This is a genomic window from Massilia horti, assembly GCF_004614195.1.
Classification (GTDB): Bacteria; Pseudomonadota; Gammaproteobacteria; order Burkholderiales; family Burkholderiaceae_D; genus Telluria; species Telluria horti.
This window is the reverse complement of sequence record NZ_SPUM01000148.1, coordinates 23,701-48,726: the sequence shown is the minus strand read 5'-3', so window position 1 is coordinate 48,726 and position 25,026 is coordinate 23,701. Positions and strand designations below refer to the sequence as shown.

At 64.3% G+C, this 25,026-nt stretch carries 28 protein-coding genes; 10 read left to right on the top strand and 18 right to left on the bottom strand.

The features are described 5' to 3' along the window. Positions 1–127 precede the first annotated feature (127 nt). The gene (locus tag E4O92_RS23700; protein WP_135192102.1) at positions 128–640 is read left to right on the top strand and encodes an RDD family protein; all 513 of its coding nucleotides are present in this window, start codon (positions 128–130) and stop codon (positions 638–640) included. Positions 641–905: 265 nt separating this feature from the next. Here E4O92_RS23700 and E4O92_RS23695 read toward each other — a convergent pair whose 3' ends face one another. The 11 genes from E4O92_RS23695 to iscR form a co-directional block, all read right to left on the bottom strand. Further along, the gene (locus tag E4O92_RS23695; protein WP_135192101.1) at positions 906–1,640 is read right to left on the bottom strand and encodes an RNA pseudouridine synthase; all 735 of its coding nucleotides are present in this window, start codon (positions 1,638–1,640) and stop codon (positions 906–908) included. Continuing rightward, complete coding sequence (gene ltaE, locus E4O92_RS23690) at positions 1,640–2,671, bottom strand: low-specificity L-threonine aldolase (protein ID WP_135192100.1); 1,032 nt, start codon at positions 2,669–2,671, stop codon at positions 1,640–1,642. The genes E4O92_RS23695 and ltaE overlap by 1 nt, the downstream gene beginning before the upstream one ends. Further along, entirely contained in the window at positions 2,668–3,573 is a 906-nt protein-coding gene (locus E4O92_RS23685) for a class I SAM-dependent methyltransferase (RefSeq protein ID WP_135192099.1), read from the bottom strand. Before E4O92_RS23685 ends, ltaE begins: the two co-directional genes overlap by 4 nt. Further along, the gene (gene iscX, locus E4O92_RS23680; protein WP_135192098.1) at positions 3,560–3,754 is read right to left on the bottom strand and encodes a Fe-S cluster assembly protein IscX; all 195 of its coding nucleotides are present in this window, start codon (positions 3,752–3,754) and stop codon (positions 3,560–3,562) included. Before iscX ends, E4O92_RS23685 begins: the two co-directional genes overlap by 14 nt. A gap of 16 nt (positions 3,755–3,770) precedes the next feature. Then, positions 3,771–4,112, bottom strand: a complete 342-nt coding sequence (gene fdx, locus E4O92_RS23675) for an ISC system 2Fe-2S type ferredoxin (RefSeq protein ID WP_135192097.1) — start codon at positions 4,110–4,112, stop codon at positions 3,771–3,773. 126 nt (positions 4,113–4,238) lie between these two features. Then, positions 4,239–6,143 (bottom strand): Fe-S protein assembly chaperone HscA, encoded by a 1,905-nt coding sequence (gene hscA, locus E4O92_RS23670; protein WP_135192096.1) that lies wholly within the window; start codon positions 6,141–6,143, stop codon positions 4,239–4,241. A gap of 127 nt (positions 6,144–6,270) precedes the next feature. After that, on the bottom strand, positions 6,271–6,786 hold the full coding sequence (hscB, locus tag E4O92_RS23665; RefSeq protein ID WP_135192095.1) for a Fe-S protein assembly co-chaperone HscB: 516 nt from the start codon (positions 6,784–6,786) through the stop codon (positions 6,271–6,273). 12 nt (positions 6,787–6,798) lie between these two features. After that, entirely contained in the window at positions 6,799–7,122 is a 324-nt protein-coding gene (gene iscA, locus E4O92_RS23660) for an iron-sulfur cluster assembly protein IscA (protein ID WP_135192094.1), read from the bottom strand. A 34-nt stretch (positions 7,123–7,156) separates the two neighbouring features. Next, on the bottom strand, positions 7,157–7,549 hold the full coding sequence (iscU, locus tag E4O92_RS23655; RefSeq protein WP_135192093.1) for a Fe-S cluster assembly scaffold IscU: 393 nt from the start codon (positions 7,547–7,549) through the stop codon (positions 7,157–7,159). A gap of 24 nt (positions 7,550–7,573) precedes the next feature. Then, positions 7,574–8,830 carry an IscS subfamily cysteine desulfurase gene (locus tag E4O92_RS23650; RefSeq protein ID WP_135192092.1) on the bottom strand — a complete coding sequence of 419 codons (1,257 nt, stop codon included), beginning with the start codon at positions 8,828–8,830 and terminating at the stop codon, positions 7,574–7,576. Further along, complete coding sequence (gene iscR / locus E4O92_RS23645) at positions 8,830–9,330, bottom strand: Fe-S cluster assembly transcriptional regulator IscR (RefSeq protein WP_135192091.1); 501 nt, start codon at positions 9,328–9,330, stop codon at positions 8,830–8,832. The genes E4O92_RS23650 and iscR overlap by 1 nt, the downstream gene beginning before the upstream one ends. A gap of 349 nt (positions 9,331–9,679) precedes the next feature. Here iscR and E4O92_RS23640 point away from each other — a divergent pair, with 349 nt between their 5' ends. Next, positions 9,680–10,816, top strand: a complete 1,137-nt coding sequence (locus tag E4O92_RS23640; RefSeq protein WP_135192090.1) for a trypsin-like serine peptidase — start codon at positions 9,680–9,682, stop codon at positions 10,814–10,816. On the opposite strand, the gene E4O92_RS23635 is transcribed toward E4O92_RS23640, so the two are convergent. After that, complete coding sequence (locus tag E4O92_RS23635; protein WP_135192089.1) at positions 10,813–11,622, bottom strand: uracil-DNA glycosylase family protein; 810 nt, start codon at positions 11,620–11,622, stop codon at positions 10,813–10,815. The two genes, E4O92_RS23640 and E4O92_RS23635, sit on opposite strands and share 4 nt — an antisense overlap. A gap of 124 nt (positions 11,623–11,746) precedes the next feature. Here E4O92_RS23635 and E4O92_RS23630 point away from each other — a divergent pair, with 124 nt between their 5' ends. The 6 genes from E4O92_RS23630 (at position 11,747) to E4O92_RS23605 (ending at position 17,623) form a co-directional block, all read left to right on the top strand. Beyond that, the gene (locus E4O92_RS23630; RefSeq protein WP_135192088.1) at positions 11,747–12,682 is read left to right on the top strand and encodes a DUF4351 domain-containing protein; all 936 of its coding nucleotides are present in this window, start codon (positions 11,747–11,749) and stop codon (positions 12,680–12,682) included. A gap of 123 nt (positions 12,683–12,805) precedes the next feature. After that, positions 12,806–13,252 carry a CBS domain-containing protein gene (locus E4O92_RS23625; RefSeq protein ID WP_167759869.1) on the top strand — a complete coding sequence of 149 codons (447 nt, stop codon included), beginning with the start codon at positions 12,806–12,808 and terminating at the stop codon, positions 13,250–13,252. A 133-nt stretch (positions 13,253–13,385) separates the two neighbouring features. Continuing rightward, positions 13,386–14,600: an efflux RND transporter periplasmic adaptor subunit gene (locus E4O92_RS23620; RefSeq protein ID WP_135192087.1), complete on the top strand. Its 1,215-nt coding sequence runs from the start codon at positions 13,386–13,388 to the stop codon at positions 14,598–14,600. Between the two features lie 3 nt (positions 14,601–14,603). Next, entirely contained in the window at positions 14,604–15,284 is a 681-nt protein-coding gene (locus E4O92_RS23615) for an ABC transporter ATP-binding protein (protein ID WP_135192086.1), read from the top strand. A gap of 3 nt (positions 15,285–15,287) precedes the next feature. Further along, positions 15,288–16,445 (top strand): ABC transporter permease, encoded by a 1,158-nt coding sequence (locus E4O92_RS23610; RefSeq protein ID WP_135192085.1) that lies wholly within the window; start codon positions 15,288–15,290, stop codon positions 16,443–16,445. Next, positions 16,442–17,623, top strand: coding sequence for an ABC transporter permease (locus tag E4O92_RS23605; protein ID WP_135192084.1), 1,182 nt, complete (start codon positions 16,442–16,444; stop codon positions 17,621–17,623). Before E4O92_RS23610 ends, E4O92_RS23605 begins: the two co-directional genes overlap by 4 nt. An 8-nt stretch (positions 17,624–17,631) precedes the next feature. Here the strand turns inward: E4O92_RS23605 and maiA are convergent, their stop codons facing one another. Both maiA and E4O92_RS23595 read right to left on the bottom strand, forming a co-directional pair. Then, positions 17,632–18,276, bottom strand: coding sequence for a maleylacetoacetate isomerase (gene maiA / locus E4O92_RS23600; protein ID WP_135192083.1), 645 nt, complete (start codon positions 18,274–18,276; stop codon positions 17,632–17,634). Next, the gene (locus E4O92_RS23595; protein ID WP_135192082.1) at positions 18,273–19,298 is read right to left on the bottom strand and encodes a fumarylacetoacetate hydrolase family protein; all 1,026 of its coding nucleotides are present in this window, start codon (positions 19,296–19,298) and stop codon (positions 18,273–18,275) included. Before E4O92_RS23595 ends, maiA begins: the two co-directional genes overlap by 4 nt. Before the next feature lie 96 nt (positions 19,299–19,394). Here E4O92_RS23595 and E4O92_RS23590 point away from each other — a divergent pair, with 96 nt between their 5' ends. Together E4O92_RS23590 and E4O92_RS23585 are read left to right on the top strand one after the other, a co-directional pair. Then, positions 19,395–20,303, top strand: coding sequence for a LysR family transcriptional regulator (locus tag E4O92_RS23590; protein WP_135192081.1), 909 nt, complete (start codon positions 19,395–19,397; stop codon positions 20,301–20,303). 82 nt (positions 20,304–20,385) lie between these two features. Further along, positions 20,386–20,976: a gamma-glutamylcyclotransferase gene (locus E4O92_RS23585; protein WP_135192080.1), complete on the top strand. Its 591-nt coding sequence runs from the start codon at positions 20,386–20,388 to the stop codon at positions 20,974–20,976. Positions 20,977–20,983: 7 nt separating this feature from the next. Here the strand turns inward: E4O92_RS23585 and E4O92_RS23580 are convergent, their stop codons facing one another. The 4 genes from E4O92_RS23580 to E4O92_RS23565 all read right to left on the bottom strand — a co-directional run bounded on the left by E4O92_RS23580 (position 20,984) and on the right by E4O92_RS23565 (position 25,011). Then, on the bottom strand, positions 20,984–21,532 hold the full coding sequence (locus tag E4O92_RS23580; RefSeq protein ID WP_229483712.1) for an AAA family ATPase: 549 nt from the start codon (positions 21,530–21,532) through the stop codon (positions 20,984–20,986). Between the two features lie 59 nt (positions 21,533–21,591). Further along, complete coding sequence (locus tag E4O92_RS23575; RefSeq protein ID WP_135192079.1) at positions 21,592–22,848, bottom strand: hypothetical protein; 1,257 nt, start codon at positions 22,846–22,848, stop codon at positions 21,592–21,594. Positions 22,849–23,154: 306 nt separating this feature from the next. Further along, positions 23,155–24,285: a PA0069 family radical SAM protein gene (locus tag E4O92_RS23570; protein WP_370660024.1), complete on the bottom strand. Its 1,131-nt coding sequence runs from the start codon at positions 24,283–24,285 to the stop codon at positions 23,155–23,157. A 102-nt stretch (positions 24,286–24,387) separates the two neighbouring features. Next, entirely contained in the window at positions 24,388–25,011 is a 624-nt protein-coding gene (locus tag E4O92_RS23565) for a tRNA-uridine aminocarboxypropyltransferase (RefSeq protein WP_135192078.1), read from the bottom strand. Between the last annotated feature and the right edge of the window lie 15 nt (positions 25,012–25,026).

Genomic DNA, 25,026 nt, shown 5'->3' with positions numbered 1-25,026 from the left:
CCGGCGCTCACGCCCGCGACAACGACCACCCCGGCGGCAGCGCCGGTGCCAGCTCCGGCCCCCACTCCGCTCCAGGCGCCAGCCCAGCCGCCCGCCCCGCAACCGCCCCCCGTCACCGCCAATCCGAATGCAGAATACTGAGCAGGGGTCGAATGTGCCCACCGTCCGGCGCCGAATCATCTCGATGGTCTACGAAGCGTTCCTGCTGCTGGCCGTCGACATGCTGGCCGTCGCGCTGTACCTGCTCGTGACCGGTAACCGGCAAGCGCCGGTGTACCAGCACGGTCTCAAGTTCGTGCTGTTCCTGGTCACTGCCGCCTACTTCGTGCATTTCTGGACCGACAGCGGACATACGCTGGCGATGAAGACCTGGCGTATGAAGCTCGTGATGGATGGGCAGCGACGGGTTCCGTTTGGTATTGCGGTCATCCGTTACCTGCTGGCGTGGGGATGGTTCCTGCCGGCGCTGGTGACGTGCTGGGCGTTCGGGATCAAGAGCAAGGGCGAAGTATGCGCGGCAATCGCCGTGGGCATCGTCGCCTGGGCGCTCACCGCCTTCCTCGACAAGGACCGGCAGTTCTTGCATGACAAGCTGGCCGGAACGCGGCTGGTGTCGGTGCCCAAAGCAAGCGCGAAGTAAGCGTAAACGCCCTACAACTTACTGGAGTGGAAGACTCGGCAAGGCCGCAAGGGTGCGCACCTGTGCGCACGCGTTACGGTTGAATGTCATTGGCTCTGGTGCGCATACGTACCGCGTGCGCACGGGTGCGCACCCTACGGTCCTGGCTGGGAACGCCGCTGCAGCCAGCGCCAGAACGGCCATTGGCTCGTATGATTTACGCTCTGTTTGAACGCGTGGGCGTTCGTAAAGTTGGCCACTGGCCAACTTTACCCCGCCCACCCTACTAAAAGCGTTCGAACGCCTGCAGGTAGCGCCACTGCCCTTGCGGCAGGCTCGCCATCGGCACGCGGCCGATGCGAATGCGCTTAATCGACGTCACTCCCAGACCCACTGCCCGGCACATGTGCTCGATCTGCCCGGGTCGGATCGCCTTGCCGGCAAAGCGCAACCGGTTTTCGCTCTGCCAGCTCGCCTTCAGCGGCGCCATCACCCGGCCTTGGAATGTGAGTCCCCGGTTGAGCAGCGCCAGCCCGCCTTCTGCGACCTGCCCCGACACCTCGACCACAAACTCCTGCTCGACGCTCGCACTGTCCTCGACCAGCCTGCGCACGACGCGAAAGTCCTGCGTGTAGACGACCAGCCCGCTGGCATTAGTCTCGAGTGGCGTAGCAAGCGTCAGGCGCGCCAGATGACGCTTCAGGAACTGCTGCTCCCCTGCGCCTGCGCGCACCAGCGTATCCGCGCGCACGCACGCGAGGGCGTCCTGCCCTTCAGCGCCACCGGCCTGAAAACCGGGCGGCTTGTGCAGCAAAATCGTCACCGGCGGCGGTTCGACCGCGGTTGCTCCCGGCAGCAGCGCGACTTCCTGCGCAGGCGTCACGCGGGTAGCCGGGTCTTCGACCACTTTGCCGTCAACGCTCACCCAGCCGCCGGCGATGTATCGTTCGGCCTCGGCACGCGAGCACGCCACCTGTGCCGCCACGCGCTTGGCTAGGCGGATTGCTTCATCGTCAGACATCAAGCGCGCCAGTCCTTGAAGAATGCCTTGAACGTCAGGATCGTGCGCTCGACGTCGGCGGCCGTAACGTTCAGGTGCGTCACCAGGCGCGTGTGCGGCCCGATCGAGGCGCGGATGCCCTCGCGCTCCAACGTCTGGCGCAGCGGCGCGCACGCCGCTTCGGGCATGTTCACGTAGAAGATGTTGGTCTGCGGCGTCGTCACTGCGAGCTGCTCGATTTCAGCGAGCCCGCGCGACAGTCTGGCCGCGTTCTCGTGGTCTTCGGCCAGGCGCTGCACGTTGTGTTCGAGCGCGTACAGCGCAGGCGCGGCGATGACGCCTGCCTGGCGCATGCCGCCGCCCAGCATTTTGCGCCAGCGCTTGCCCTGTTCGATGAACGCTTTCGGCCCGAGCAGGACCGAGCCGGCCGGCGCGCCCAGTCCTTTGGACAGGCACACCGACACGGTATCGAAGCCAGCCGCCGCGGCACGCAGGCTGATGCCCTGCTTGACCGCGGCATTGCAGATGCGCGCGCCGTCCAGGTGCGTGCGCAAGCCTTTTGCGTGCGCCAGCGCGGTAGCCGCCGCAACGTATTCCTGGCTCAGCACGCGGCCGCCGATCGTGTTTTCCAGCGCCAGCAGCCGGGTGCGCGCGAAGTGCATGTCGTCCGGTTTGATGTAGGCTTCGATGTCGGACAGCAGGATCGAACCGTCCGGCTGGTTGGCGATGGGCTGCGGCTGGATACTGCCCAGGACCGCGGCGCCGCCGCCTTCGTACTTGTAGGTGTGGGCTTCCTGCCCGACCAGGTATTCGTCTCCCCGGCCGCAATGGGTCATCAGCGCGATCAGGTTGGTCTGCGTGCCGGACGGCGCAAACAGGCCGGCTTCGAAGCCGAACAGGTCGGCCGCGTATTCCTGCAGGCGGTTGACGGTCGGGTCGTCGGAATAGACGTCGTCACCGACCGGGGCCGCGGCCATCGCCGCGCGCATGGCTTCGCACGGCTGGGTGACGGTGTCGCTGCGCAGGTCGATCCAGTGTTCGTTTTTGCTCATCTTGTTTCAATCGCTGGTGAAGTAGCTTCGGCCATTGCCGATTTGCCGGTGTAGAAACGCTGGGCCATCTCTTCCAGCCCCAGCGTCGACAGTACCTCGTGCAGGCGCTCGGCCGGGCGCCGGCGCGGCAGGTCCTTGTAGGTCGCGATGATCAACTCATTCTTCATCGAGTGCTCCCAGCCCACCAGCTCGGTCACGCTGACCTGGTAGCCATGCGCTTCCAGCTGCAGGCAGCGCAGCACGTTGGTGATCTGGCTGCCAAACTCGCGGGTGTGGATCGGGTGGCGCCAGATTTCGGTCAGCGCGCTGCGGCCGAGGTCCTTGCCCTTGTTCTTGCGCAGGACGGACGCGACTTCGGCCTGGCAGCACGGCACCAGCACGATGTGGCGCGCCTGCTTTTTGAGCGCGAAGTCGATCGCGTCGTCGGTCGCGGTGTTGCAGGCGTGCAGCGCGGTGACGATGTCGATCGTCGGCGGCAGCAGCATTGAAGTCGTCGATTCTGCAACCGACAGCGGCAGGAACGACATGCCGGCAAAGCCCAGGCGCTGCGCCAGCCCGGTCGATTTCTGGACGAGCTCCTCGCGCGTTTCGATGCCGTAGATGTGCGAACCGTCGTTCAGCTCTTTGAAGAACAGGTCGTACAGGATGAAGCCGAGGTAGGACTTGCCAGCCCCGTGGTCGACCAGCGAGACGCCAGGGTGCGCCTGCAGGGTTTCCTTGAGCAGCGGCTCGATGAACTGGAACAGGTGGTAGACCTGCTTGAGCTTGCGGCGGCTGTCCTGGTTCAGTTTTCCGTCGCGCGTGAGGATGTGCAGTTCCTTGAGCAGCTCGATCGACTGGCCCGGACGGATCTCTGGCGCCAGCTCCTGCGGCGCCGGTTTTGTCTTCTCAACGCGCTTCATCGATCCATGCCTGTTGAATCGCTTCCAGCACCTTTTCGCCGCCACGCGTACGGTCATCGTCGAAGCCGGGCAGGCCCACCACCCAGTTGTGCAGGTCGACGAAACGCACCGTCGTCGGATCGACGTCGGGATACTTGTCGTACAGGGTTTCGGCGATCGCCGAAATGTCGGTCCACTTCATGGCAGCAGATTCCTTCTCAATGGTTCTTTTCGGCCGCGTGGTTGATCGTGTACTTGGGGATCTCGACCACCAGGTCCTCGGCGCCGACGATTGCCTGGCACGAGAGGCGCGAGACCGCTTCGAGACCCCAGGCCTTGTCGAGCATGTCTTCTTCCTTCTCTTCCGGTTCGTTCAGCGAATCGAAGCCTTCGCGCACCAGCACGTGGCAGGTGGTGCAGGCGCACACGCGGTCGCAGGCGTGTTCGATTTCGATGTCGTTCTCGAGCATGACATCGCAGATCGACTTGCCGCTAGGTGCTTCGACCACGGCGCCCTCGGGGCAGAACACGGGATGGGGCAGGAATACGAGTTGTGGCACTTCTATACCTCTTTTAAGTGTTACCACCAACACGTCGTTCCCGCGCAGGCGGGAACCTATACTGAGCTGGCTAATTCGCCTCAGCATGGGTTCCCGCCTGCGCGGGCACGACGGGCCGGCAGCGTGTTATACCTGATCGAGCGATTTTCCGGCCAGCGCCTTGCGCACGCTCTTGTCCATGCGGCGCGCCGCGAACTCCTCGGTGCCCCTGGCCAGCGCCTGCACGGCATTATGCAGCACATCCTGGCGCGCGCCGGTGTCCTGCGACTGGTCGTTCGAGCGCGCCACGGCTTCGCGCACGTCATCCATCAGTTTGGCGATCGCTCCCTGCTCCTCGCCCGACAGCAGATCCTTGTCCTCGCCGAGCGCGGACTGGGTCGCCAGCAGAATACGCTCGGCTTCGACCTGCTCCTCGCGCAGCGCGCGCATCTGCATGTCGCCCTGGGCCGAGGTGTACGACTCCTGCAGCATGCGCGCGATCTCGTCATCGCCCAGGCCATACGACGGCTTGACGGTGATCGAAGCCTCCACGCCCGAGCGCGCCTCGCGCGCCGAGACCGACAGCAGACCGTCCGCGTCCACCTGGTAGGTCACGCGGATGCGGGCGGCGCCGGCGGCCATCGGTGGAATGCCGCGCAGTTCAAAGCGCGCCAGCGAACGCGAATCGGAAACAAGCTCGCGCTCGCCCTGCACCACGTGGATCGCCATCGCGGTCTGGCCGTCCTTGAAGGTCGTGAATTCCTGGGCGCGGGCGACCGGAATCGTCGAATTGCGCGGGATGATCTTTTCGACCAGGCCGCCCATCGTCTCGATGCCCAGCGACAGCGGGGTCACGTCCAGCAGCAGCCAGTCGTCACCCGGCGCGCGGTTACCGGCCAGCAGATTGGCCTGGATCGCGGCGCCCAGCGCGACCACCCGGTCCGGGTCGATATTCGCGTGCGGGATGGTCTTGAAGAATTCGGAGACGGCGCGGCGCACTTGCGGCATGCGGGTCGCGCCGCCCACCATCACCACACCGTCGACGTCCTCGACCGACACGTTCGCATCGCGCATCGCCTTGCGGATCGCGTTCATGGTCTTGACGACCAGGTGTTTGGTAATCTCGGTGAAGGTCTCTGCGCTGACCGTGACCTGCACGATTTCGCCGGACTTCAGGATCGCTTCGACCGTGGTCTCGTCGTTAGTCGACAACAGCTCCTTGGCCTGGCGCGCCTTGACCATGAGGGTTGCGGTGTCCTCTTCCGACAGCGGCGCCAGCTTGGCCTGTTCGGTGATGTAGCAGAACAGGCGCTGGTCGAAATCGTCGCCGCCCAGGGCCGAGTCGCCGCCGGTCGAGAGCACCTCGAACACGCCCTTGGAGAGCTTGAGGATCGAGATGTCGAACGTGCCGCCGCCCAGGTCGTAGACCGCATACACGCCTTCCTTGGCGTGATCGAGCCCGTAGGCGATCGCGGCGGCGGTCGGCTCGGACAGCAGGCGCAGCACGTTCAGGCCCGCGAGCTGGGCCGCGTCCTTGGTGGCCTGGCGCTGGGCGTCATCGAAATAGGCAGGCACGGTGATCACGGCGCCGACCAGTTCGTCGCCGAGCGAATCCTCGGCGCGCTGGCGCAGGGTGGCCAGGATCTGGGCCGACACTTCGACCGGGCTCTTGACTCCGGCGACAGTCCGGATCTGCACCATGCCGTGACCGCCTTCGCGGCCACCGTCGACGAAGTCGTACGGCAGGTTCTCGACGTGGGCGATGTCCTTCAGGCCGCGTCCCATGAAGCGCTTGACCGAGACGATCGTGTTCTTCGGGTCGGTGGTGCGGTGCGCGTGCGCCTTGTAGCCGATGTTGGCATGGCCGTTTGGCAGGTACCGTACGATCGATGGCAGCAATGAGCGGCCGTTCTCGTCGCTGAGCACTTCGGGGCTGCCGCTGCGCACCGTGGCGACCAGCGAGTTGGTGGTGCCCAGGTCGATACCCACCGCCAGCCGGTGCTGGTGCGGCGCGGTCGACATGCCGGGTTCTGAAATCTGCAAAAGTGCCATGATGGTGTTACCTGGTTTTGTTCTTTTGTTTGCGCTGAGAATGGCGTAGGGTGCGCACCTGTGCGCACGCGGTCAACGTCTGCGATTCGCCAGCGTACCGCGTGCGCACTGGTGCGCACCCTACGGATCAGCTCTCCAACGCCTCGAAGGCGTACTGCACCTCGTCGCCGAATTTGTCGAGGAACATGAGCGCGCGCACGCCCTGCGCCGCCGTTTCATAATCGCCCGCGTCGAGCTGCCGGCCAACCTGCGCCAGCATCTGCTTGCGCTCGTTCCTGACCTGCGCGTCCAGTTCGTCCAGCGCCTCGGCGTCCTTGCCCGAGCGCGCATCGTCCAGCGCTTCGCGCCATTCCATCTGCTGCATCAGGAATTCCATCGGCATCGCCGTATTCGATTCCGTCTTCAGGTCGACGCCGTTGATCTCGCATAGATACTGCGCGCGCTTCATCGGGTTACGCAGCGTCTGGTAGGCCTCGTTGGCGCGCGTCGCCCACTGCATCGCGACCCGCTTTTCAACGTCGGTCGCATTCACGAAGCGGTCAGGATGTACGCGCGCCTGCACCTCGCGGTAGGCCGCGTCCAATGCACCCTGGTCGACGTCAAAGCGCGCCGGCAGCTGGAACAGTTCGAAGTGGTTCTGCATTGGTACCGGGGATCAGATCCGGAAGCTTTCGCCGCAACCGCATTCGTCTTTCACGTTCGGGTTGTTGAAGCGGAAGCCCTCGTTCAAGCCTTCGCGCGCGAAGTCCAGTTCGGTGCCGTCGATGTACGGCAGGCTTTTCGGGTCGACGAAGATCTTCACGCCGTTCGACTCGAACACGTTGTCCTCGGGCGCGCCCTCGTCGACGTATTCCAGCTTGTAGGCCAGGCCGGAGCAGCCGGTGGTACGCACACCGAAACGCAAGCCGACCCCCTTGCCCCGGCGCTCGAGGTAGCGGTTGATGTGTTTCGCGGCTTTTTCAGTCAGGGTGATTGCCATTGCTTTCTCCAGCTTGGGTTGCTACTGCTTAGCTTTACTCCGCTTTCGCGGCGTGCTTGGTCTTGTAATCGGCCACGGCAGCCTTGATCGCGTCTTCGGCCAGGATCGAGCAGTGGATCTTCACCGGCGGCAGCGCCAGCTCTTGCGCGATCTCGGTGTTCTTGATGGACAGCGCTTCGTCCAGGGTCTTGCCCTTGACCCATTCGGTCACCAGCGAGCTCGAGGCGATCGCCGAGCCGCAGCCGTAGGTCTTGAACTTCGCGTCTTCGATCAGGCCCTGGTCGTTGACCTTGATCTGCAGCTTCATCACGTCGCCGCAGGCCGGGGCGCCGACCATGCCGGTGCCGACCTGGTCATCGCCCTTGTCGAACGAGCCGACGTTGCGCGGGTTTTCGTAGTGGTCCAACACTTTGTCCGAGTATGCCATTTTGATGCTCCTGATTTTGGTTGATTAGTGGGCGGCCCATTGGATCGAGTTCAGGTCGATCCCGTCCTTGTACATTTCCCACAGCGGCGACAGTTCGCGCAGCTTGCCCACCTTCGACTTGAGCAGGTTGACCGCGAAGTCGATGTCTTCCTCGGTGGTGAAGCGGCCGATCGTGAAACGGATCGAGCTGTGCGCCAGTTCGTCGCTGCGGCCCAGCGCGCGCAGCACGTAGGACGGCTCCAGGCTGGCCGAGGTGCAGGCCGAACCGGACGAGACCGCGATGTCCTTGATCGCCATGATCAGCGATTCGCCTTCGACGAAGTTGAACGACACGTTCAGGTTGTGCGGCACGCGGTGCTCCATGTCGCCGTTGATGTAGACCTCCTCGATCGCCAAGAGGCCCTTGGCCAGGCGGTCGCGCAAGGCCTTGACGCGCACGATCTCGGCATCCATCTCTTCCTTGGCGATGCGGAAGGCTTCGCCCATGCCCACGATCTGGTGGGTCGGCAGTGTGCCCGAACGCAGGCCGCGCTCGTGGCCGCCGCCGTGCATCTGTGCTTCCAGGCGCACGCGCGGCTTACGGCGCACGTACAGTGCGCCCACGCCTTTCGGGCCGTAGGTCTTGTGCGCGGTGAAGGTCATCAGGTCGACCTTCAGGCTTTCCAGGTCGATGTGGACCTTGCCGGTGGCCTGGGCCGCATCGCAGTGGAAGATGACGCCCTTCTTGCGGCACAGCTCACCGATCTCGGCGATCGGCTGCACCACGCCGATCTCGTTATTGACTAGCATGACGGATACCAGGATGGTGTCCGGGCGGATCGCCGCTTCCAGCTGTTCGACCGAGATCAGGCCGTTGTCCTGCGGCTCAAGGTAGGTCGCCTCGAACCCCTGGCGCTCCAGTTCGCGCACGGTGTCGAGCACCGCCTTGTGTTCGGTCTTGACCGTGATGATGTGCTTGCCCTTGGTCTTGTAGAAGTGGGCCGCGCCCTTGATCGCCAGGTTGTTCGATTCGGTGGCGCCAGACGTCCAGATGATCTCGCGCGGATCGGCGCCGACCAGCGCGGCCACGTGCGCACGCGCCTCCTCGACCGCGGCTTCCGCGCTCCAGCCATAGGCGTGGCTGCGCGAGGCCGGGTTGCCGAACTGCTCGCGCAGGTACGGGATCATCTTGTCCGCGACACGCGGATCAATCGGCGTGGTCGCCGAGTAGTCCATGTAGATCGGGAAATGCGGCGCAGTCACGAAGCTCTGCTCGATTTTTTTGTCCAAGGGCGCGTTCATCAGTTCACTCCAGTTTGCTTTGCTTCAGTTTGTCCGGCGGCGGCGTGGTTGCGGTGCACGACCACGACACTCTGTTCCTTCTGCTTTTGCTGGTCGACCAGGTCTTGCAGGGAGACCGAATCGAGGTAGTCGACCATTTTTTCGTTCAGCGTGCTCCACAGTTCGTGGGTCATGCAGCGGGTGCCGGTGGTGCTGTCGGCGCCGTGGCAATTTTCTTTGCCGCCACACTGGGTCGCATCCAGCGGCTCGTCGACGGCGATGATGATGTCGGCCACGGTGACCTTGTGGGCCGGACGGGCCAGGCTGTAGCCGCCGCCCGGGCCACGGATCGATTCGACGATTTCGTGGCGCCGCAGCTTGCCGAACAACTGCTCGAGGTAGGACAGCGAAATGGCCTGGCGCTGGCTGATGCCAGACAGCGTGACAGGACCATTGCCCTGGCGCAGGGCGAGATCGATCATCGCGGTAACAGCAAAACGGCCTTTGGTGGTCAGACGCATCACAACCCCGGTTAATGTTAAAATGTTCCGTTTATACAATCACAACGGGTGTCGCTGGAAGGCTTGAGAAAACCCGAGTAGTTGATTGATTTAGTCAAGTATAGCAAATCCATCAGGGTTTGTCTTGCGCGCCTCCGGTCCGGGTCTTGCCGCTTGTCATTGCCGTACGGCGAAAACAGGGGCTATCCCTTGATGCTCATCAGTGCGCCATCAAGTTCGCCGAACTTCCCGCGCGCCTCCCCCTAAGCTTGAGCTCGTAGATCTCACTACCTCTGGTCGCCGATGCACCGCAGGGTGCCTGCGCGCCACCAGGGTTCCACCACCATACGAGCAATAGCGGGAGTCCTAGATGAAAAACCTTGCGTTTGTTTCCCTGCCACTTGTAGCCCTGACGCTCGCGGCGGCAATGCCAGCCCGTGCGCAATCCGACATCGTCACCCTGGTCAACACCGATACCAAGGCCGTCGCCGAGTACTGGACCGCGGAACGCTTCAAGGCCGCCACCCCGCTGCCGATGCCACTGGCGACGGACAGCAATTCCAAGGTGGAACCCAGCGCACCGACGGGCAAGGTTGAAAGCGCCGACGGGCAGGCGCCCCTGCTTAACGTCCTCCCCGCCGAACAACAGCTGTTTACGCCGGACCCGCAGGTGCAACGGTCTGGCGGTGGCTTACTTGAGCCTGGCGCGGTCGGGACCTTGGGCGCGCATTTCACCAGCACCCGGGTGTTCCCGATGTTCACCGGCTCGGCCACGCCGTTTTCCGCCGACCGGGCCTATCCGCATACGACGGTGGGCAAATTGTTCTTTACCATCGGCAGGCAGGACTATGTCTGCTCGGCTTCCGTCATCCAGCGCCGCATCGTCGCCACCGCAGGCCACTGCGTGCACAGCGGCACCAAAGCCGGCTTCTACAGCAACTGGGTGTTCGTGCCGTCGTTCCGCGATGGCACCGCCCCCTTCCTGCGCTGGAATTGGCGTGCCGCCACGGTGACCAGCACCTGGGCCTCGGGCGGCGGGACCGTGCCCAATGCCGCCGACTATGCAATGATCGAATTCTCCGACCAGCCGATCTCGCCTGAAGGCCGGCCGGTCCGGCTGGGCGACATCACCGGCTGGCTCGGCTGGCAAACGCTCAGCCTGGCCGCCAACCACACCTCCAAGCTCGGCTATCCGTGCAACCTCGACAATTGCATGAAGATGCAGAACGTCATGAGCGGGGCGTTCCGCAGCGGTGGGTCCAACACCGTCCAGTATGGTTCAGACGCGGCGGGCGGCTCGAGCGGCGGACCATGGGTCCAAAACTTCCAGACGCTGCAAGTCGGCGGCGGCACGGGATCGAACACCGGCTCGAACCGGGTGGTGGGCGTGACCTCGTACGGCTACGTTTCGCCCGCTCCCAAGGTGCAAGGAGCCTCGATCCTGGACAGCCGCTGGGTGAGTCTGTTTAATTTCCTTTGCGGCCGGGTCGCGGGGAATTGCAACTAGCTTGACGCTCCGGGTTGCGGCGCGTCCGAGTAATCCCGGTCGCGCTGCAACAGCCGCATCGGTCCGAACAGCTGCTGCATCCCGGCGTGCTGAATGAAGGACAGGTTGTAAGGGTGCTCGGCGCACAGTTGGGGGAAGCCGGCGGTTTCCGGCAGGCGCTTGAGCTGCTCGGCAATTTTCCCCCATAGCACGAGTGTTGGCGGCTGCGGCTGGCGCGCCAGTGCCGCCAGCACCGTCTGCAGGAACGGCTGCCAAGCGCGCGCTTCGACTGCCGGTGCCACGTGCGGCCGAAACACGAGCGCGGCATTGAGCAGCAAGAAGCCGTGGCGGATCAGGTTTTCCTGCAGCTCGGCGAGGGTGCGGATCGAGCCATCGCCGCGCGCCTGGGCCGCGATCGGCGCCAGTGCCGCCCCCTTGGCGTCGTCGGCACGCAGCTTGCCGTCGGCCACCAGCAGCATCTTCATGAAATTGCGCAGCGAGGTGGCGCGGTTGACCGCTTTCGACAGGCCGCCGTCGCACCACAGTTCGCCCACCGCGCCGTCCATGAAGCACACGCCGGTCGCGCTTTCCGCACGCGGATACGGTCCCTCCCCTACGAGCACGTAGCGCACCTTGTCGAGCGGAAGCCCGAAAGCGGCGAACAAGCGCTGTTCCGTCGGAAGGTAATGGTCGTCCGCCAGCGCCGGCAAGTAGGCGGGATTGGCTTGTGCGACCGCCTCCAGGCCGGCCATCAGGTGCGGCCGCCAGGAGGCGTCGGCACGGTCCAGTGCGGAAACAATGGCGGGCGGGATCGGGACAATGGACATCGGGGGTCGGGTTGGCGGAAAGAACGGATTGTACCGTGCCGGCGCAGCGTGAAGCAGCGGCGCGAATCTTGAACGATCGTCGATGAGCCCGGTCCAAGCATGAACATACCGACCGGGCGCCGCGATGAACGACGACTATGACACCCCATGGAAAGACGCCTTGCGCCAGTATTTTCCGGAGTTTTTGTCGTTCTACTTTCCGCAGGCGTTTCGCGTTATCGACTGGTCTGTGCCGCACGTATTTCTGGAGCAAGAGCTTGCCCAGATAACACGCGATTCTGAGCTCAGCAGCAAGCGCGTCGACAAGCTGGTTCGGGTCGTCCGGAAGGATGGCGCGGAAAAGTGGGTGCTGGTTCACGTAGAACTGCAAGGGTACGTCGACCAAGGATTCGCCGAGAGAATTTACGTCTACAACTATCGCATCTACGATCGCTACCGCGCTCCGGTGGCCAGCCTGGCTGTCCTTGCCGATTCAAACTGCAACTGGAAGCCGCGGAAATTCACTTATCGCCTGTTTGGCTGCCGGGTGGCGCTGCACTTCCCGATCGTCAAACTCAGCGATTACGCACCGAGCCTGCAGCAACTGCTGGGTGGAACAAACCCGTTCGGGCTGGTCACCGCGGCGCACCTCCTGACGCAACAAACACGAGGCCGGGATGTCGAACGCTACGCAGCCAAATGGTACCTGACACGGCTGTTGCACCGGCGCGACTGGGACAAGCAGCGAATATGCGAGCTCTTCAACGTAATTGATTGGATGATGCAGATTCCACCTGCATTGCAATCGCAACTGATGACCAATATCGAGGCTTTTGAAAGGAGCCGAGCTATGCAACCTTACTTGTCGTCTTTTGAACGGCGCGGTCTGGAACGTGGCCTGGAACGCGGCCGCCAGGAAGCATTGTCAGCACTGCTCAGCCGGCAGTTGGCGCGGCGCTTTGGCTCCTTGCCGGAGCGGGTAAAGCAGCGGCTGCAAACAGCAACCGCTGCCGAGCTCGAAGGCTGGGGCGAAGCCGTCATCGACGCGCCTACGCTCGAGAGCGTGTTCGCGCAGCGCTAGTTCAGCGACTTCGAGCCAATGGTCAACTATGCGTCTGCCTTTTGCGAATCGGCGCATCATTTAGCAGCGGGCGACGAGCCCTGCACGCAAAAGCCGCCAACCCTAATCGCAAAGGAGACAAATATGCAAACCATTGGAGATGTAATGACGCGCGATGTGCGAACGATTACGCCGCAGGACACGGTCCAGCATGCGGCGCAGATGATGGACGAACTGAACGTGGGCGCGATCCCGGTGTGCGATGGCCAAAAGCTGGTCGGCATGATCACCGACCGCGACATCGCGGTTCGCTCGACCGCAGCCGGCCAGGCGCCGGGCAGCACCCATGTCAGCGATGTGATGAGCACCGAGGTGCGCACCTGCACCACTGGGCAGACCGTGGATGAAGTGCTCAACAAGATGGGCGACGTGCAGATCCGCCGCGTGCCAGTGCTGGACGAGCAGTCACACATGATGGTCGGCATCGTGTCGCTTGGCGACATGGCGACCAAGCACTCGGCCGGGGTTGATCACGCCCTTGACGAGATTTCCACGCCGTCCGAGCCGGACCGTTCCCCGACCAGGCACTGATTAACCGCGCAGGCTGCCCCGCCGGCGACGCCGGTTTTTCGGTCGATTCACGTGTCGGCCGAAAGGGCCACGGTTGCATGCAATTCCAGCGCCTTTCGCTTGCCGGTCCTGTTCATCCAGCGCAAGGAAGCATGTGGATACGTCCGACCTCGCCAAGCTGTCAATCGACCGCGGCGTGCCGCCGCCGATTGGACCACGAGGTGCGCGCCGGACCCTGGCATGGATTGCGCTCCTGCTGGTGGCTAGCGCGGCTGCCCTGCTTGCCTGGCACTGGCTGGCCAGCAGCGCCAGCGTCGAAACGGCAAGCGTCACCCTGGCCTACCCGTCGCAACAGGTGACCGTGCTCAGCGCCACCGGCTACGTGGCGCCGCAGCGCAAGGCGTCGATCTCGTCCAAGGCCACCGGCCGTCTCGAATGGCTGGGGGTGTTGGAGGGCAGCCATGTCAGGCAGGGCGAAGTCATCGCACGGCTGGAAAACCGCGACGTGAGCGCTGCGCTCGGCCAGGCGCAGGCCAATGTGCGCGTGGCGCGCGCCAACCTGGTGCAAGCCCAGGCCGAACTGGATGACGCGCGCAACGCCTACCAGCGCTCATCGGATTTGCTCGCCCGGCACTTCATCTCGCAGGCCGCCAATGACACAGCGCTGGCGCGCTACAACAAGGCGCGCGCCACCGTGGTCGGGATGGAAGCAGCGATCACCGCCGCTCAGGCGAACGCGCGCGCGGCCCAGGTGGCACTGGACCAGACCCTGATCCGCGCTCCCTTCGATGGCGTGATCCTGACCAAGAACGCCAACGTGGGCGACAACATCACCCCATTTTCGGCCGCGGCCGACACCAAGGGGGCGGTCGTGACGATGGCCGACATGGACACGCTCGAGGTGGAAGCCGACGTGTCGGAATCGAGCCTGTCCCACATTTACGTCGGCCAGAGCGCCGAGATCCAGCTCGACGCGTTTCCCGCGCTGCGCCTTTCGGGCGTGGTGGCGCGCATGGTGCCGACGGTGGACCGCAGCAAGGCCACGCTCACGGCCAAGCTGCGCTTTATCGAGCGCGACCCGCGCGTGCTGCCCGACATGAGCGCGCGCGTGGGCTTCCTGTCGCGCGCGCTAAGGCCTGACGAACGCCGGCCCTTCCTGGCGATGCCGGCGGCGGCGCTCGCCAGCCGCGGCGCCCGCCAGGTCGCGTACGTGGTCAGCAACGGCCGCGTGCACGAGGCGCCGGTGCGCACCGGACGCCGGCTCGGCGAACTGCTGGAGGTCGCGGGCCTCGCGCCCGGCGACAAGGTCGTGCTCAACCCCAACGGGCGACTGGCGGACGGCATGGCGGTCGAGAATGTGAGCAAGTAAATCATGGCGGCGCTGGTCGAGATCGAACACCTGGCCAAATCCTACCGGCGCGGCAGCCAGGTGGTGCCGGTCCTGACCGACATCACGCTCTCGATCCAGACCGGCGACTTCACCGCGTTGATGGGGCCATCCGGGTCCGGCAAAAGCACCCTGCTCAACCTCATTGCGGGCATCGACAAGCCGGACCGTGGCGGGTTGCGCGTCGCCGGACAGGACATCACTACGCTGGGCGAAGCCGGGTTGGCAGCCTGGCGTGCGGCGCACGTCGGCTTCATCTTCCAGTTCTATAACCTGATGCCGGTCCTGTCCGCATTGGAGAACGTCGAGCTGCCGCTGCTGCTCACAAACCTCACCCGGCGCGAGCGGCGCGAACGGGCGGCGCTGACCTTACATATGGTCGGGCTTGGCGAACGCCTGGACCACCGGCCCGGCGAGTTGTCGGGCGGCCAGCAGCAACGGGTGGCGATCGCACGCGCGGTCGTCACCGACCCGACCCTGATCGCCGCCGACGAGCCGACCGGCGACCTGGATCGCGCGTCCGCGAGCGAAATCCTCGACCTGATGCAGCGCCTGAACCGTGAACTGGGCAAGACCATCATCATGGTCACCCACGACGCGCAGGCCGCGGCTTGCGCGCGCACCGTCATCCACCTCGAAAAGGGCGAGCTGCACATGCCGCGCTAGCCCATGCAGACCTCCAGGCTCATCGTACGCAATGCGCTGCGCCACAAGCTGCGCACCATCCTGACGGTGGCCGGCCTGGTGGTCGCCACCCTCGCCTTCGGCCTGCTGCAGACCGTGGTAAAGGCGTGGTACGCGGGCGCCGACGCGGCGTCGAACACCACCCTCGTCACGCGCAACGCCATTTCGCTGGTGTTCGCGCTGCCGATCTCCTATGCGGCCAAGATCCGCGCCGTCGATGGCGTCACGCGCGTCGCCTATGCCAACTGGTTCGGCGGCATCTACCAGGAACCGAAGAACTTCTTCCCCCAGCTGGCGATTTCCGGCGCCAACTACCTCGACATCTATCCGGATTTTGTGCTGCCGGAGGATCAGCGCAAGGCGTTTCTACGCGACCGCAAGGGCGCGCTGGTCGGGCGCAAGCTGGCCGACGAATATCACTTTAAGATCGGCGACGTGATCCCGTTGCGTGGCACGATCTTCCCCGGCCAGTGGGAGTTCGTGGTGCGCGGGATTTACGACGGCCGCCAGAGCAGCACCGTGACCACCCAGATGTTCTTCCACTGGGACTACCTGAACGAGTCTTTGCTCAAGACCGCGCCGCGACGCGCGAACCAGGTCGGCGTGTACGTGGTGCAGATCCGCAGCCCCGAGCACGCGGCGGCGGTCAGCGCCGCAATCGACGCCTCCTTCAGCAACTCGCTGGCCGAAACACTGACCGAAACCGAAAAAGCATTCCAGCTCTCGTTCGTCTCGATGTCGGACGCGATCGTGGTGGCGATCCGGCTGGTGTCGTTCGTCGTCATCCTGATCATCATGGCGGTGATGGCCAATACGATGGCGATGAGCGCGCGCGAACGGCTGTCGGAATACGCCACGCTTAAGGCGCTCGGCTTCGGGCCCGGCTTTCTGGCACGGCTGATCGTCGGCGAATCGCTGCTGCTGTCCCTGTTCGGGGCAGCGCTCGGGGCCGCACTGCTGTTCCCGGTGACGGCCGCGTTCGCGGCGCGCATGGGCACGATCTTTCCGGTGTTCGAGGTCGCGCCGGGCACGCTGCTGATGCAGTTCGGCGCCGCGCTCGCGGTCGGCCTGGTGGCGGCGGCCGCGCCGGCGCTGCGCGCGGCGCGCGTGAACATCGCCGAAGGCCTGCGGAGCGTCGCATGAAGATTCCGCCAAGTTACATCGCACGCACCCTGTGGGCGCGGCGCCTGACCACCGCGCTTACCGCAGCGGGCATGGCGCTGGTGGTGTTCGTGTTTGCCGCGGTGCTGATGCTGGACGCCGGCCTGAAGGCGACCATGGTCACCACCGGCGAGTTCGACAACGTGGTGCTGATCCGCAGTTCGGCCGAAACCGAGGTGCAAAGCGCTGTCCCGCGCGAGCAGGCAAGCGTGGTCGAAAGCCAGCCGCAGGTCGCGCTCGCGCGCGACGGCCTGCCTTTCGCCTCGCGCGAGACGGTGGTGCTGATCTCGCTCGACCGGCGCGCGCCGGACCAGGGCGCGGCCCCGCGCCGTTCCAATGTGCTGATCCGCGGCGTCGGCCCACACGCACGCGCGCTGCGGCCGCAAGTGCGTCTGGTTGCGGGCCGCATGTTCCGCCCCGGCTCGTCCGAAATTATCGCCGGCGCCGGCATCGCGCACCGCTTCGTCGGGACGGGCCTGGGCGAACAAATACGCTTCGGCCAGCGCGATTGGACCGTGGTCGGCCTGTTCGACGCCGGCAACAGCGGCTTCGATTCCGAGATCTGGGGCGATTGCGACCAGCTGATGCAGGCGTTCCGGCGGCCGGTGTATTCGTCGCTGGTGCTCAAGCTGGCCGCCAGCGGAGAGTATGACGCATTCAAGAAGACGGTCGAATCCGACCCGCGCCTGACCCTCGAAGCCAAGCGCGAACAGGCGTTCTACTCGGACCAGACGCGCGCGCTGTCGACCTTCATCGACGTCCTCGGGCTGGCGCTCTCGGTGATCTTTTCGATCGGCGCGGTGATCGGCGCGTCGGTTACGATGCACGCCTCGGTGGCCAACCGCGTGACGGAAATCGGCACCCTGCGCGCGCTCGGTTACCAAAGACGCAGCATCCTGGCCGCCTTCCTTGTCGAGTCGCTGATGCTCGGGCTGGCCGGGGGCGTCGCCGGCCTGGCCTGCGCCTCGCTGATGCAGTTCCTCTCCTTTTCGACCACCAACTTCCAGTCGTTCTCCGAGCTGGCGTTCGGCTTCCGGCTGAACCTTGCGATCATCGCCGAGTCGCTGCTGTTCGCGCTGGCGATGGGCTTTGTCGGCGGCTTCCTGCCGGCGCTGCGCGCGGCCCGCATGGAGATCGTGGATGCCCTGCGGGCCGACTGAGCGGCGGACTATTCGGCGTCGGGCTGCTGGGATGGGTGGGCGTGCTGAAACGCCGGCAGGACCACGCAGTTGGCGTTGATGCGGGCGATATTCGGGTAGGCGGAAACGTCGATCCCGAAGCGCTCGGCATTGAACACCTGCGGCACCAGGAAGCAGTCGGCCAGGCTAGGCGTCTCGCCGTGGCAGAAGTGCCCCGTGCCGCGGTCGCGATCCAGGTGCGCTTCCAGCGCCGCCAGGCCTTCCCTGACCCAGTGGCGATACCATTCGTCCTTCGTTTCCTCGGACACGCCCACGGTATGCTTCAGGTAGCGCAGCACGCGCAAATTGTTCAGCGGGTGGATATCGCAGGCGACGATCTGGGACAGCTCGCGCACCCGTGCGCGCCCGAGCGGATCAGGCGGCAGCAGCGGCACGTCCGGGTGGGTCTCTTCGAGATACTCCAGGATCGCCATCGACTGGGTCACCGTGCCACGCTCGTCCTGTAGCGCAGGCACGGAGGCACTCGGGTTGATATTGCGGTAGTCGTCCTGGAGCTGCTCGCCGCCGTTTCTTAACAGGTGAACCGGAATCGCCTCGTAGGACAGGCCCTTGAGGTTAAGAGCGATGCGCACCCGGTATGCCGCCGAGCTGCGAAAGTACGTGTAGAGCTTCATTCCTTCCTCCCGTGGTAGTGCGCAACCTCCTGCTCGATGGTCCCGAAGATGGACGCGCCGCTTGCGTCAAGCATCTCGATACGGACGGTATCGCCATGGCGCAGGTACGGCGTTTGCGGCGCGCCCTGCTCGATCGTTTCGTAAGTGCGCAGCTCGGCCAGGCAGCAGTAACCGACGCCGCCGTTCGCGATGCTCGAGCCGTGCAGGCTGCCCTGCTTGTTCGACACGGTGCCCGAGCCGATGATGCTGCCCGCGCCCAGCTCGCGTGTGCGCGCGGCGTGTGCGATCAGCTGGGCGAAGTTGAAGGTCATGTCGGTGCCGGCGTCCGGTTTGCCGAACAGGCGCCCGTTCAATGTCACCTGCAGCGGCAGATGCAGCTTGCAGTCGCGCCAGGCGCTGCCCAGTTCGTCAGGCGTGACGGCGACCGGCGAGAACGCACTGGCCGGCTTGGACTGGAAAAAGCCGAAACCCTTGGCAAGCTCGCCCGGAATCAGGTTGCGCAGCGAGACGTCGTTGACCAGCATGACGAGGCGGATCGCATCTTGCGCCTGGTCGGCGCTGGCGCCCATCGGCACGTCGCCGGTGACCACCGCGACCTCGGCCTCGAAGTCGATGCCCCACTCTTGCTCCAGCACGGCGATCGGATCACGCGGGCCGACGAACGAATCGGAACCGCCCTGGTACATCAGCGGGTCGGCGTAGAACGATTCCGGCACTTGCGCACCGCGCGCGCGGCGCACCAGCTCGACGTGGTTGATGTAGGCTGAACCGTCCGCCCACTGATACGCGCGCGGCAGGGGCGAATGACAGGCGTCCTGATGGAACGATACGGCCCCCTCGGCGTTGCCGGCATTAAGCCGTTCGTATACCTGCTGCAGGCGGGGCGCGACCATGTGCCAGTCGTCCAGCGCATGCTGCAGCGTGCGCGCGACCCCGGGCACCTCTTGCGCGGTCAGCAGGTCGCGGCTGACGACGACCAGTGTGCCGTCGCGGCCACCAGCCTTCAGGGTTGCGAGTTTCATGGCGTCTCCTTCACGTTGCAAATAGTTCCCGCCATTTAAGGGTAAAACGAACTATCATACAAACAATATTTCCCGCCTGACTTATCGGATTACCTTATGAATCCTACGCTGCGCCAGATGCGTGCCTTCGTAGCACTGGCCAAGACTGGTAACTTTACGCTTGCTGCCCAGTCAATGCACGTCACCCAATCAGCTTTATCGGGTTTAATCAAAGAATTGGAACAAACATTGGGCGCGCGTGTGGTTGATCGCAACACACGCCGAATCGCCCTCACCGAAATCGGGACCGAGCTCTACCCCCTATTTGGCCAGATGCTGGACGATCTCGACGGTGCGTTGGCGAACATTGCCCAGCAAACCCGCCTGAAGACCGGGATCGTGCGGATCGCGGCGCCGCAACTGATGGCCTGCACGATGGCGCCGGGCGCGATTGCCGCCTACAAGGCCGAGCACCCCGCGATCCAGGTGCGCCTGGCCGACTGTGAAGTCGAGAGCGTGATCACGCGCGTCCTGTCGGGGGAAGTCGACCTGGGCATCGGGCCCGAGCGCGATCCGGCGCCCCAATTGCAGGCGCGCGAACTGTTCGACATGCCGTTCGCCCTGGTGTGCCCGCAAGACCATCCGCTCGCGACTCGTGCGCGCGTGACCTGGCAGGACCTGACGCAGCATCCGTTTATCTCGCTCAAGGGCCAGTTCACCGAGCGGCTGCACGCGGACATGCGGGACCTGGCGCTGCAGCCGGCCAACGAGGTGACTTTCATGACCACCGCGCTGGCGATGGTCAGCAGCGGACTGGGCGTGACGGTATGCCTGCCCTATGCCGAACCGCTGGTGAACCTGTATCGCCTCTCCATGCGGCCCCTGGAGGAACCAGTGCTCACCCGCCGCTTCTACGTCTACACCCGTGCCGGCCGCTCGCTGTCGCCGGCGGCGGAAAGCTTCATCGACTTCCTGCTGCGCTTCGTGTCGGAACAACGGCCCGCCACGCAAGACATTCAGACTTGAGGCAGCTTCCAGCACCTGACCACCGCGCGCGCTACAATTAGCGGAACGGTTTCCCCAGGAAATTTTAGTAGGAAATACAAGGATGTCCCCCAACACCATTGCGATCAACCAGCGCATGGACAAATTCGACAGTCACGCAAGCGTCTGGCTGTTCGGCTACGGCTCGCTGATCTTCAAGGCCGACTTTCCCTTCCTCGAGCGGCGGCCGGCCAGCATCGCCAACTGGGCGCGTCGCTTCTGGCAGGGTTCACACGACCATCGCGGCACCGAAACCGCGCCAGGAAGGGTGGTCACGCTGGTGCCGGAGCCCGGCGCCGTCTGCCACGGCATGGCCTACCTCGTCACCCCTGAGGAATTCGCCCACCTCGACCATCGCGAAAAGAACGGCTACCTGCGCCTGGCGATCGACATGCGTTTTGAAGATGGCACCAGTGTCGAAGGCCTGGTCTACATTGCCACCCACGAAAACGCTGCCTACCTCGGGCCGGCCACCGAACGCGAGATCGCCCGCCATATCGCAGGCGCGGCCGGACCCAGCGGTCCAAATAGCGAATACCTGCTTGAGCTGGCCCAGGCGCTGCGTGATTTGGGCAAGACGGATCCGCACGTGTTCGAGATCGAGCGGCATCTGGCGGAGTTGACGGGCGCTTTGCCACCCGTGACAGCCTGCTGAAAACGGCTCAGGCAGCCTTGAGCACGCGCCGTACCTGTTCCGCGCGCTCCTCGACCGTTCCGCGCACGATCGTGTACGCAATGCCGCGCGCTTGAAGGTCTTCCAGCACCAGCTTGTGGATGCGCCCGCGCCAGTCTTCATTTTGGCGCACGCCATCCTGCACGAACGGGATGTCGTCGGCACACACGAAATGGTGGGCGTAGCGCTGCTTGCAGTCGTCGGCATAGTTCAGCAGTTCGGCTGGCGCCTGGTCGATGTGGCCAAACTCGTAACCGAGCAGCAGCGTGGTGAGCGCGCTGGTGTCCACGAACAGGTAACGGCGCGCGCGCGCCTGCGCCTCGACCTCGGCCTGTCGATGCTTGACCGCGATGTCGACATAGTCGTCCACGTTCAGCTTGCCCTGCTTTTCTTCCCAGACCAAGCGGCCAATTTCGGGGACATATGCGGTGTCGAATTGCCGTGCCAGATACTCCACCAGCGTCGACTTGCCGGTCGACTCGGCGCCGACAAACACGATCTTCTCGACCACATCCATTTCCACGTCCTGCTCTGCCATGACTTGCCCTTCAATTACCGAGCAGCAATCGTAATGGAATCGAGAGAACGCTACAACCTTTACTCGCCGGAGGAGGCGGATTCGGTTTCAGCCTCCACGCGTACGGTCAACGTTTCGAAATAATCGATATTTTGGGTCAGGGTATAGCCTTCGGGGTCGGAACGCCCTTTGAACACTGCCTTGTCATTGCGATGCAGCGTATAAGCACGTCCGGCCAGCGGTTCCATCGTCTGTCGATTCAACAGGCGTATCGCCCATGGCAGCTTGCTCTCCTCTCCGGCGGGGGCAAAAGGCTGGCGCGGCGGCTTGGCCTGTAGCGGCAGTGGCCTGACCTCGAACAGGAAAGGCTTGTCATGCTTTCCTTCCTGTGCAGCTCGCACCAGGGAGTTGGCCGCGCTGAAGTCGCCGCGGCGTTCCGGCCAGATGTGCAGTACGACGCGCTCCGGAGGACCGTGCCGGGCGGCCGGCTCCGGCGCACCTTCCCACTCATAGACAGGAAACTGCGACTCGTCCTGCCGCTCGACGTAGAGCAGGCGCTCACCCGGATACCCTTGCGCAACGGGTACCGCCGAACGCACGGTTGTATTGCCCGCGCCGGCCGCCTGCAACATCGCCTGCCGCCGGTCTTCCAGGTCATTCGAATCCATTTCCCCGCCCGGCGCCGCGCGAATGCTTAACAGGAAGCCATAAGCGAATCCGTGCAGGTTGAACGTTCCACCAAGCTGCACCGACTCATACCAGCCACGTTGGCGCGCCAGCGTGAGCACCCCGTCGCCGACGCAAAAGGCGTCCTCTGTCGGGCTTTCACTTTCCTGGTATCCATGTGCGGCCGCAAGGATCTCCTGGGCGCGCTCCTTCGCCAATCCACGCAGCCGGTTAACAGTGCGCTTCTTGTACTCGAAGGTCACGCCGTCGATATGGGTGAGCCCCACGACCTCCGAGGCGTTTGGATCGTATGGCGCACCCAGTTCCTCTTGCCTGACGAAGAGAGTACCGCTGCCGGGACCGATGAGCTTGGGTTCCTCGATCAGCCCGCCGTCTTGCCGCGCCCGCGCCAGTGCCTCACGCAACCGGGCCTCGTATGCCACGGCACTTTCACGATAAGTTTGGACGTCGCCCCAATAGAACTGGAAGGCGCGATCAATCAGATGCACCGGCACTTGTGCCGTGACCGCGTATCGGCCGAAGCATCCGGCCGGCCGGACGGACGCTCCGTCAAGCTTTCCCCAGGCCGCGACCGCGCCCCAGACGCAGGCCAAGGCTACAACGACCGTCGCCGAACCTTTTAACCATCTTCTTTGAAGGTGACGTTTCATGGCATTGCCTTAGCCTTAACGATCACGTCGCGTCAGTAAGAGCCACCTGATGGCAGTTTTTTGGGTGCGCAAGTCAAAATGCTCGCATGAAAGAAATCTCATCAATTGCGATCACGCAACAACCCGCTGTGGGGTCGGTTAGCCAAGCGCAAAGGCAGCGAAACGCCGCGTTGGCCGCGACCTTCAACATGGCGTTTAGTTCAATAATATTCTTCTGACAACCGGACTACGGCCGAGCTTGCCACTAATCGAATTGATGAAATCGGCACTTGCGTAACTTTTTTCAGTCGGCAGGCTTCATTGTGGCTAGAACAGATCGAGCTGCCCGGTCGCGTTGCCGCACTGCTTGCCCGGCGGCGCCGGCACCACCTGCGGGCGCTTGAACTGCGACACGTCGAGCCGCTCGAAACGCCCGCGAAATCCGCTCATGCCCAGCCGCTCGACGGTCTTGGTGAACCTTTGGCGGATCAGGTCGGCCCAGACGCCCTCCCCGTGCATGCGCTGGGAAAAATCGCTGTCGTAGTCCTTGCCGCCGCGCATTTCGCGCACGCGGTTCATCACGCGCTGCGCACGCTCGGGAAAATGTGCCTGCAGCCATTCGTGGAACAGCGGATTGACTTCCCACGGCAGCCGCAGCACCACATAGTGCGCCCCGACCGCGCCGGCATCGCGCGCGGCCTCAAGTATCTTTTCGATTTCCGGCTCGGTAATGAACGGGATGATGGGTGCGACGCTGACGCTGACCGGGATGCCGGCCTCGGTCAGTGTGCGGATCGCGCGCAGGCGACGCGCTGGCGCAGCCGCGCGTGGCTCGAGCGTGCGCGAGATGTCCGGCTCCAGGGTGGTGAGCGTGATCGCGGCGCAGACCAGGCCCTTGGCCGCCATCGGCGCCAACAGGTCGATATCGCGTTCGATCAATGACGACTTGGTGATCAGGCCAGCCGGGTGATTGCACTCGTGCAGCACCTCGATCACCTGGCGCGTGATGCCGCGCTCGCGCTCGCACGGCTGGTAGGCATCGGTGTTCACGCCGATGGCGATGTGCTCGGGCACGTATCCAGGCCGCGCCAGTTCGCGCCGCAGCAGGTCGGCGGCGTTGACCTTGGCGAACAGGCGGCTTTCGAAATCGAGTCCGGGCGACAGCCCAAGATAGCTGTGCGTCGGCCGCGCGAAGCAGTAGATGCAACCGTGCTCGCACCCACGGTACGGATTCAGCGAGACGTTGAAGGGTATGTCCGGTGAAGCATTGCGGGTGAGGATGGTCTTGGCGTACTCGTCCGTAACCTGGGTCTTGAACGGCGCCGGCTCGCCCTCCTCGTCGTCCCGCGACCAGCCATCGTCAAAGCGCTCGCGCACGTCGACTTCATAACGGCCCTGGATGTTGGACACCGCGCCACGCCCCTTGCGCGCTGCTGGCGGGCGCTGGTGAAACACCACCGGCTCTTCGCTGGAGTCGCCACCCTTGCGTTGTTCGCGTTCGGCCACAGGTCACCTGTACTGTACGTTTATACAGTATCTTACTGCGCTCCGTTGGTGAATTCAAGCGTGTGCGTAGCGGGCCTGTTGCGCCACAAAACCGTCGAATGCGGTGAGCAGCGGCCAAAACCGTTCCGTGTCGTCGTGCAACTGCATCAGGGCATGCGCGGACGCTTCCAATGTCGAGAGCTGGTCCGGGGCGTGCGCCTTGCGGATCCGATAATTTGACGCGGGCATGTCGCGCAAGGCCAGCCGGGGCAGGCGCTGCAGCAGCGGATTGGTGTAGAGCATCTTGCGGCTCTTGCGCCAGGTGGCGTCGATCACCACCAGCCGCAAGCGCGCCGGCTCGCCCAGCAGGTTTGCATTCAGGGCCGGCGGCGGCGCGATGCCGAGCGACGCATCGCCCGGGGTCTCCGGATACAGCAGGACGGGCACACGTGCGTCTCCGTACAGCCATTCGAGCAGTTGCGCCTCTGCAAACGTCTCGCCGACCAGCAACCGGCTGCCGCCCACACACAAGTGCAGCAGGCGCGCGCTGTTCTTGGCATTGCCCACCTCGAGCGGGTGCTGCAGGATCAGCAGTTCCACGCGCGAGTCGCAGTGCGCGATCCAGCCGCAGATGCATGCCGCCTGCGCACGCAGGCAGGTGGCGCAGGTCGGGCGTTTGGGTTTGGTGGCATCAATCATTGGCCGCGGATTGTA

Bases quoted from the DNA above. Each gene is read 5' to 3' on its own strand.
- E4O92_RS23700 (WP_135192102.1), top strand. From the start codon at position 128: ATGCAGAATACTGAGCAGGGGTCGAATGTGCCCACCGTCCGGCGCCGA.
- E4O92_RS23695 (WP_135192101.1), bottom strand. From the start codon at position 1,640: ATGTCTGACGATGAAGCAATCCGCCTAGCCAAGCGCGTGGCGGCACAG.
- ltaE (WP_135192100.1), bottom strand. From the start codon at position 2,671: ATGAGCAAAAACGAACACTGGATCGACCTGCGCAGCGACACCGTCACC.
- E4O92_RS23685 (WP_135192099.1), bottom strand. From the start codon at position 3,573: ATGAAGCGCGTTGAGAAGACAAAACCGGCGCCGCAGGAGCTGGCGCCA.
- iscX (WP_135192098.1), bottom strand. From the start codon at position 3,754: ATGAAGTGGACCGACATTTCGGCGATCGCCGAAACCCTGTACGACAAG.
- hscA (WP_135192096.1), bottom strand. From the start codon at position 6,143: ATGGCACTTTTGCAGATTTCAGAACCCGGCATGTCGACCGCGCCGCAC.
- hscB (WP_135192095.1), bottom strand. From the start codon at position 6,786: ATGCAGAACCACTTCGAACTGTTCCAGCTGCCGGCGCGCTTTGACGTC.
- iscA (WP_135192094.1), bottom strand. From the start codon at position 7,122: ATGGCAATCACCCTGACTGAAAAAGCCGCGAAACACATCAACCGCTAC.
- iscU (WP_135192093.1), bottom strand. From the start codon at position 7,549: ATGGCATACTCGGACAAAGTGTTGGACCACTACGAAAACCCGCGCAAC.
- E4O92_RS23650 (WP_135192092.1), bottom strand. From the start codon at position 8,830: ATGAACGCGCCCTTGGACAAAAAAATCGAGCAGAGCTTCGTGACTGCG.
- iscR (WP_135192091.1), bottom strand. From the start codon at position 9,330: ATGCGTCTGACCACCAAAGGCCGTTTTGCTGTTACCGCGATGATCGAT.
- E4O92_RS23640 (WP_135192090.1), top strand. From the start codon at position 9,680: ATGAAAAACCTTGCGTTTGTTTCCCTGCCACTTGTAGCCCTGACGCTC.
- E4O92_RS23635 (WP_135192089.1), bottom strand. From the start codon at position 11,622: ATGTCCATTGTCCCGATCCCGCCCGCCATTGTTTCCGCACTGGACCGT.
- E4O92_RS23630 (WP_135192088.1), top strand. From the start codon at position 11,747: ATGAACGACGACTATGACACCCCATGGAAAGACGCCTTGCGCCAGTAT.
- E4O92_RS23625 (WP_167759869.1), top strand. From the start codon at position 12,806: ATGCAAACCATTGGAGATGTAATGACGCGCGATGTGCGAACGATTACG.
- E4O92_RS23615 (WP_135192086.1), top strand. From the start codon at position 14,604: ATGGCGGCGCTGGTCGAGATCGAACACCTGGCCAAATCCTACCGGCGC.
- E4O92_RS23610 (WP_135192085.1), top strand. From the start codon at position 15,288: ATGCAGACCTCCAGGCTCATCGTACGCAATGCGCTGCGCCACAAGCTG.
- E4O92_RS23605 (WP_135192084.1), top strand. From the start codon at position 16,442: ATGAAGATTCCGCCAAGTTACATCGCACGCACCCTGTGGGCGCGGCGC.
- maiA (WP_135192083.1), bottom strand. From the start codon at position 18,276: ATGAAGCTCTACACGTACTTTCGCAGCTCGGCGGCATACCGGGTGCGC.
- E4O92_RS23595 (WP_135192082.1), bottom strand. From the start codon at position 19,298: ATGAAACTCGCAACCCTGAAGGCTGGTGGCCGCGACGGCACACTGGTC.
- E4O92_RS23590 (WP_135192081.1), top strand. From the start codon at position 19,395: ATGAATCCTACGCTGCGCCAGATGCGTGCCTTCGTAGCACTGGCCAAG.
- E4O92_RS23585 (WP_135192080.1), top strand. From the start codon at position 20,386: ATGTCCCCCAACACCATTGCGATCAACCAGCGCATGGACAAATTCGAC.
- E4O92_RS23580 (WP_229483712.1), bottom strand. From the start codon at position 21,532: ATGGCAGAGCAGGACGTGGAAATGGATGTGGTCGAGAAGATCGTGTTT.
- E4O92_RS23575 (WP_135192079.1), bottom strand. From the start codon at position 22,848: ATGAAACGTCACCTTCAAAGAAGATGGTTAAAAGGTTCGGCGACGGTC.
- E4O92_RS23565 (WP_135192078.1), bottom strand. From the start codon at position 25,011: ATGATTGATGCCACCAAACCCAAACGCCCGACCTGCGCCACCTGCCTG.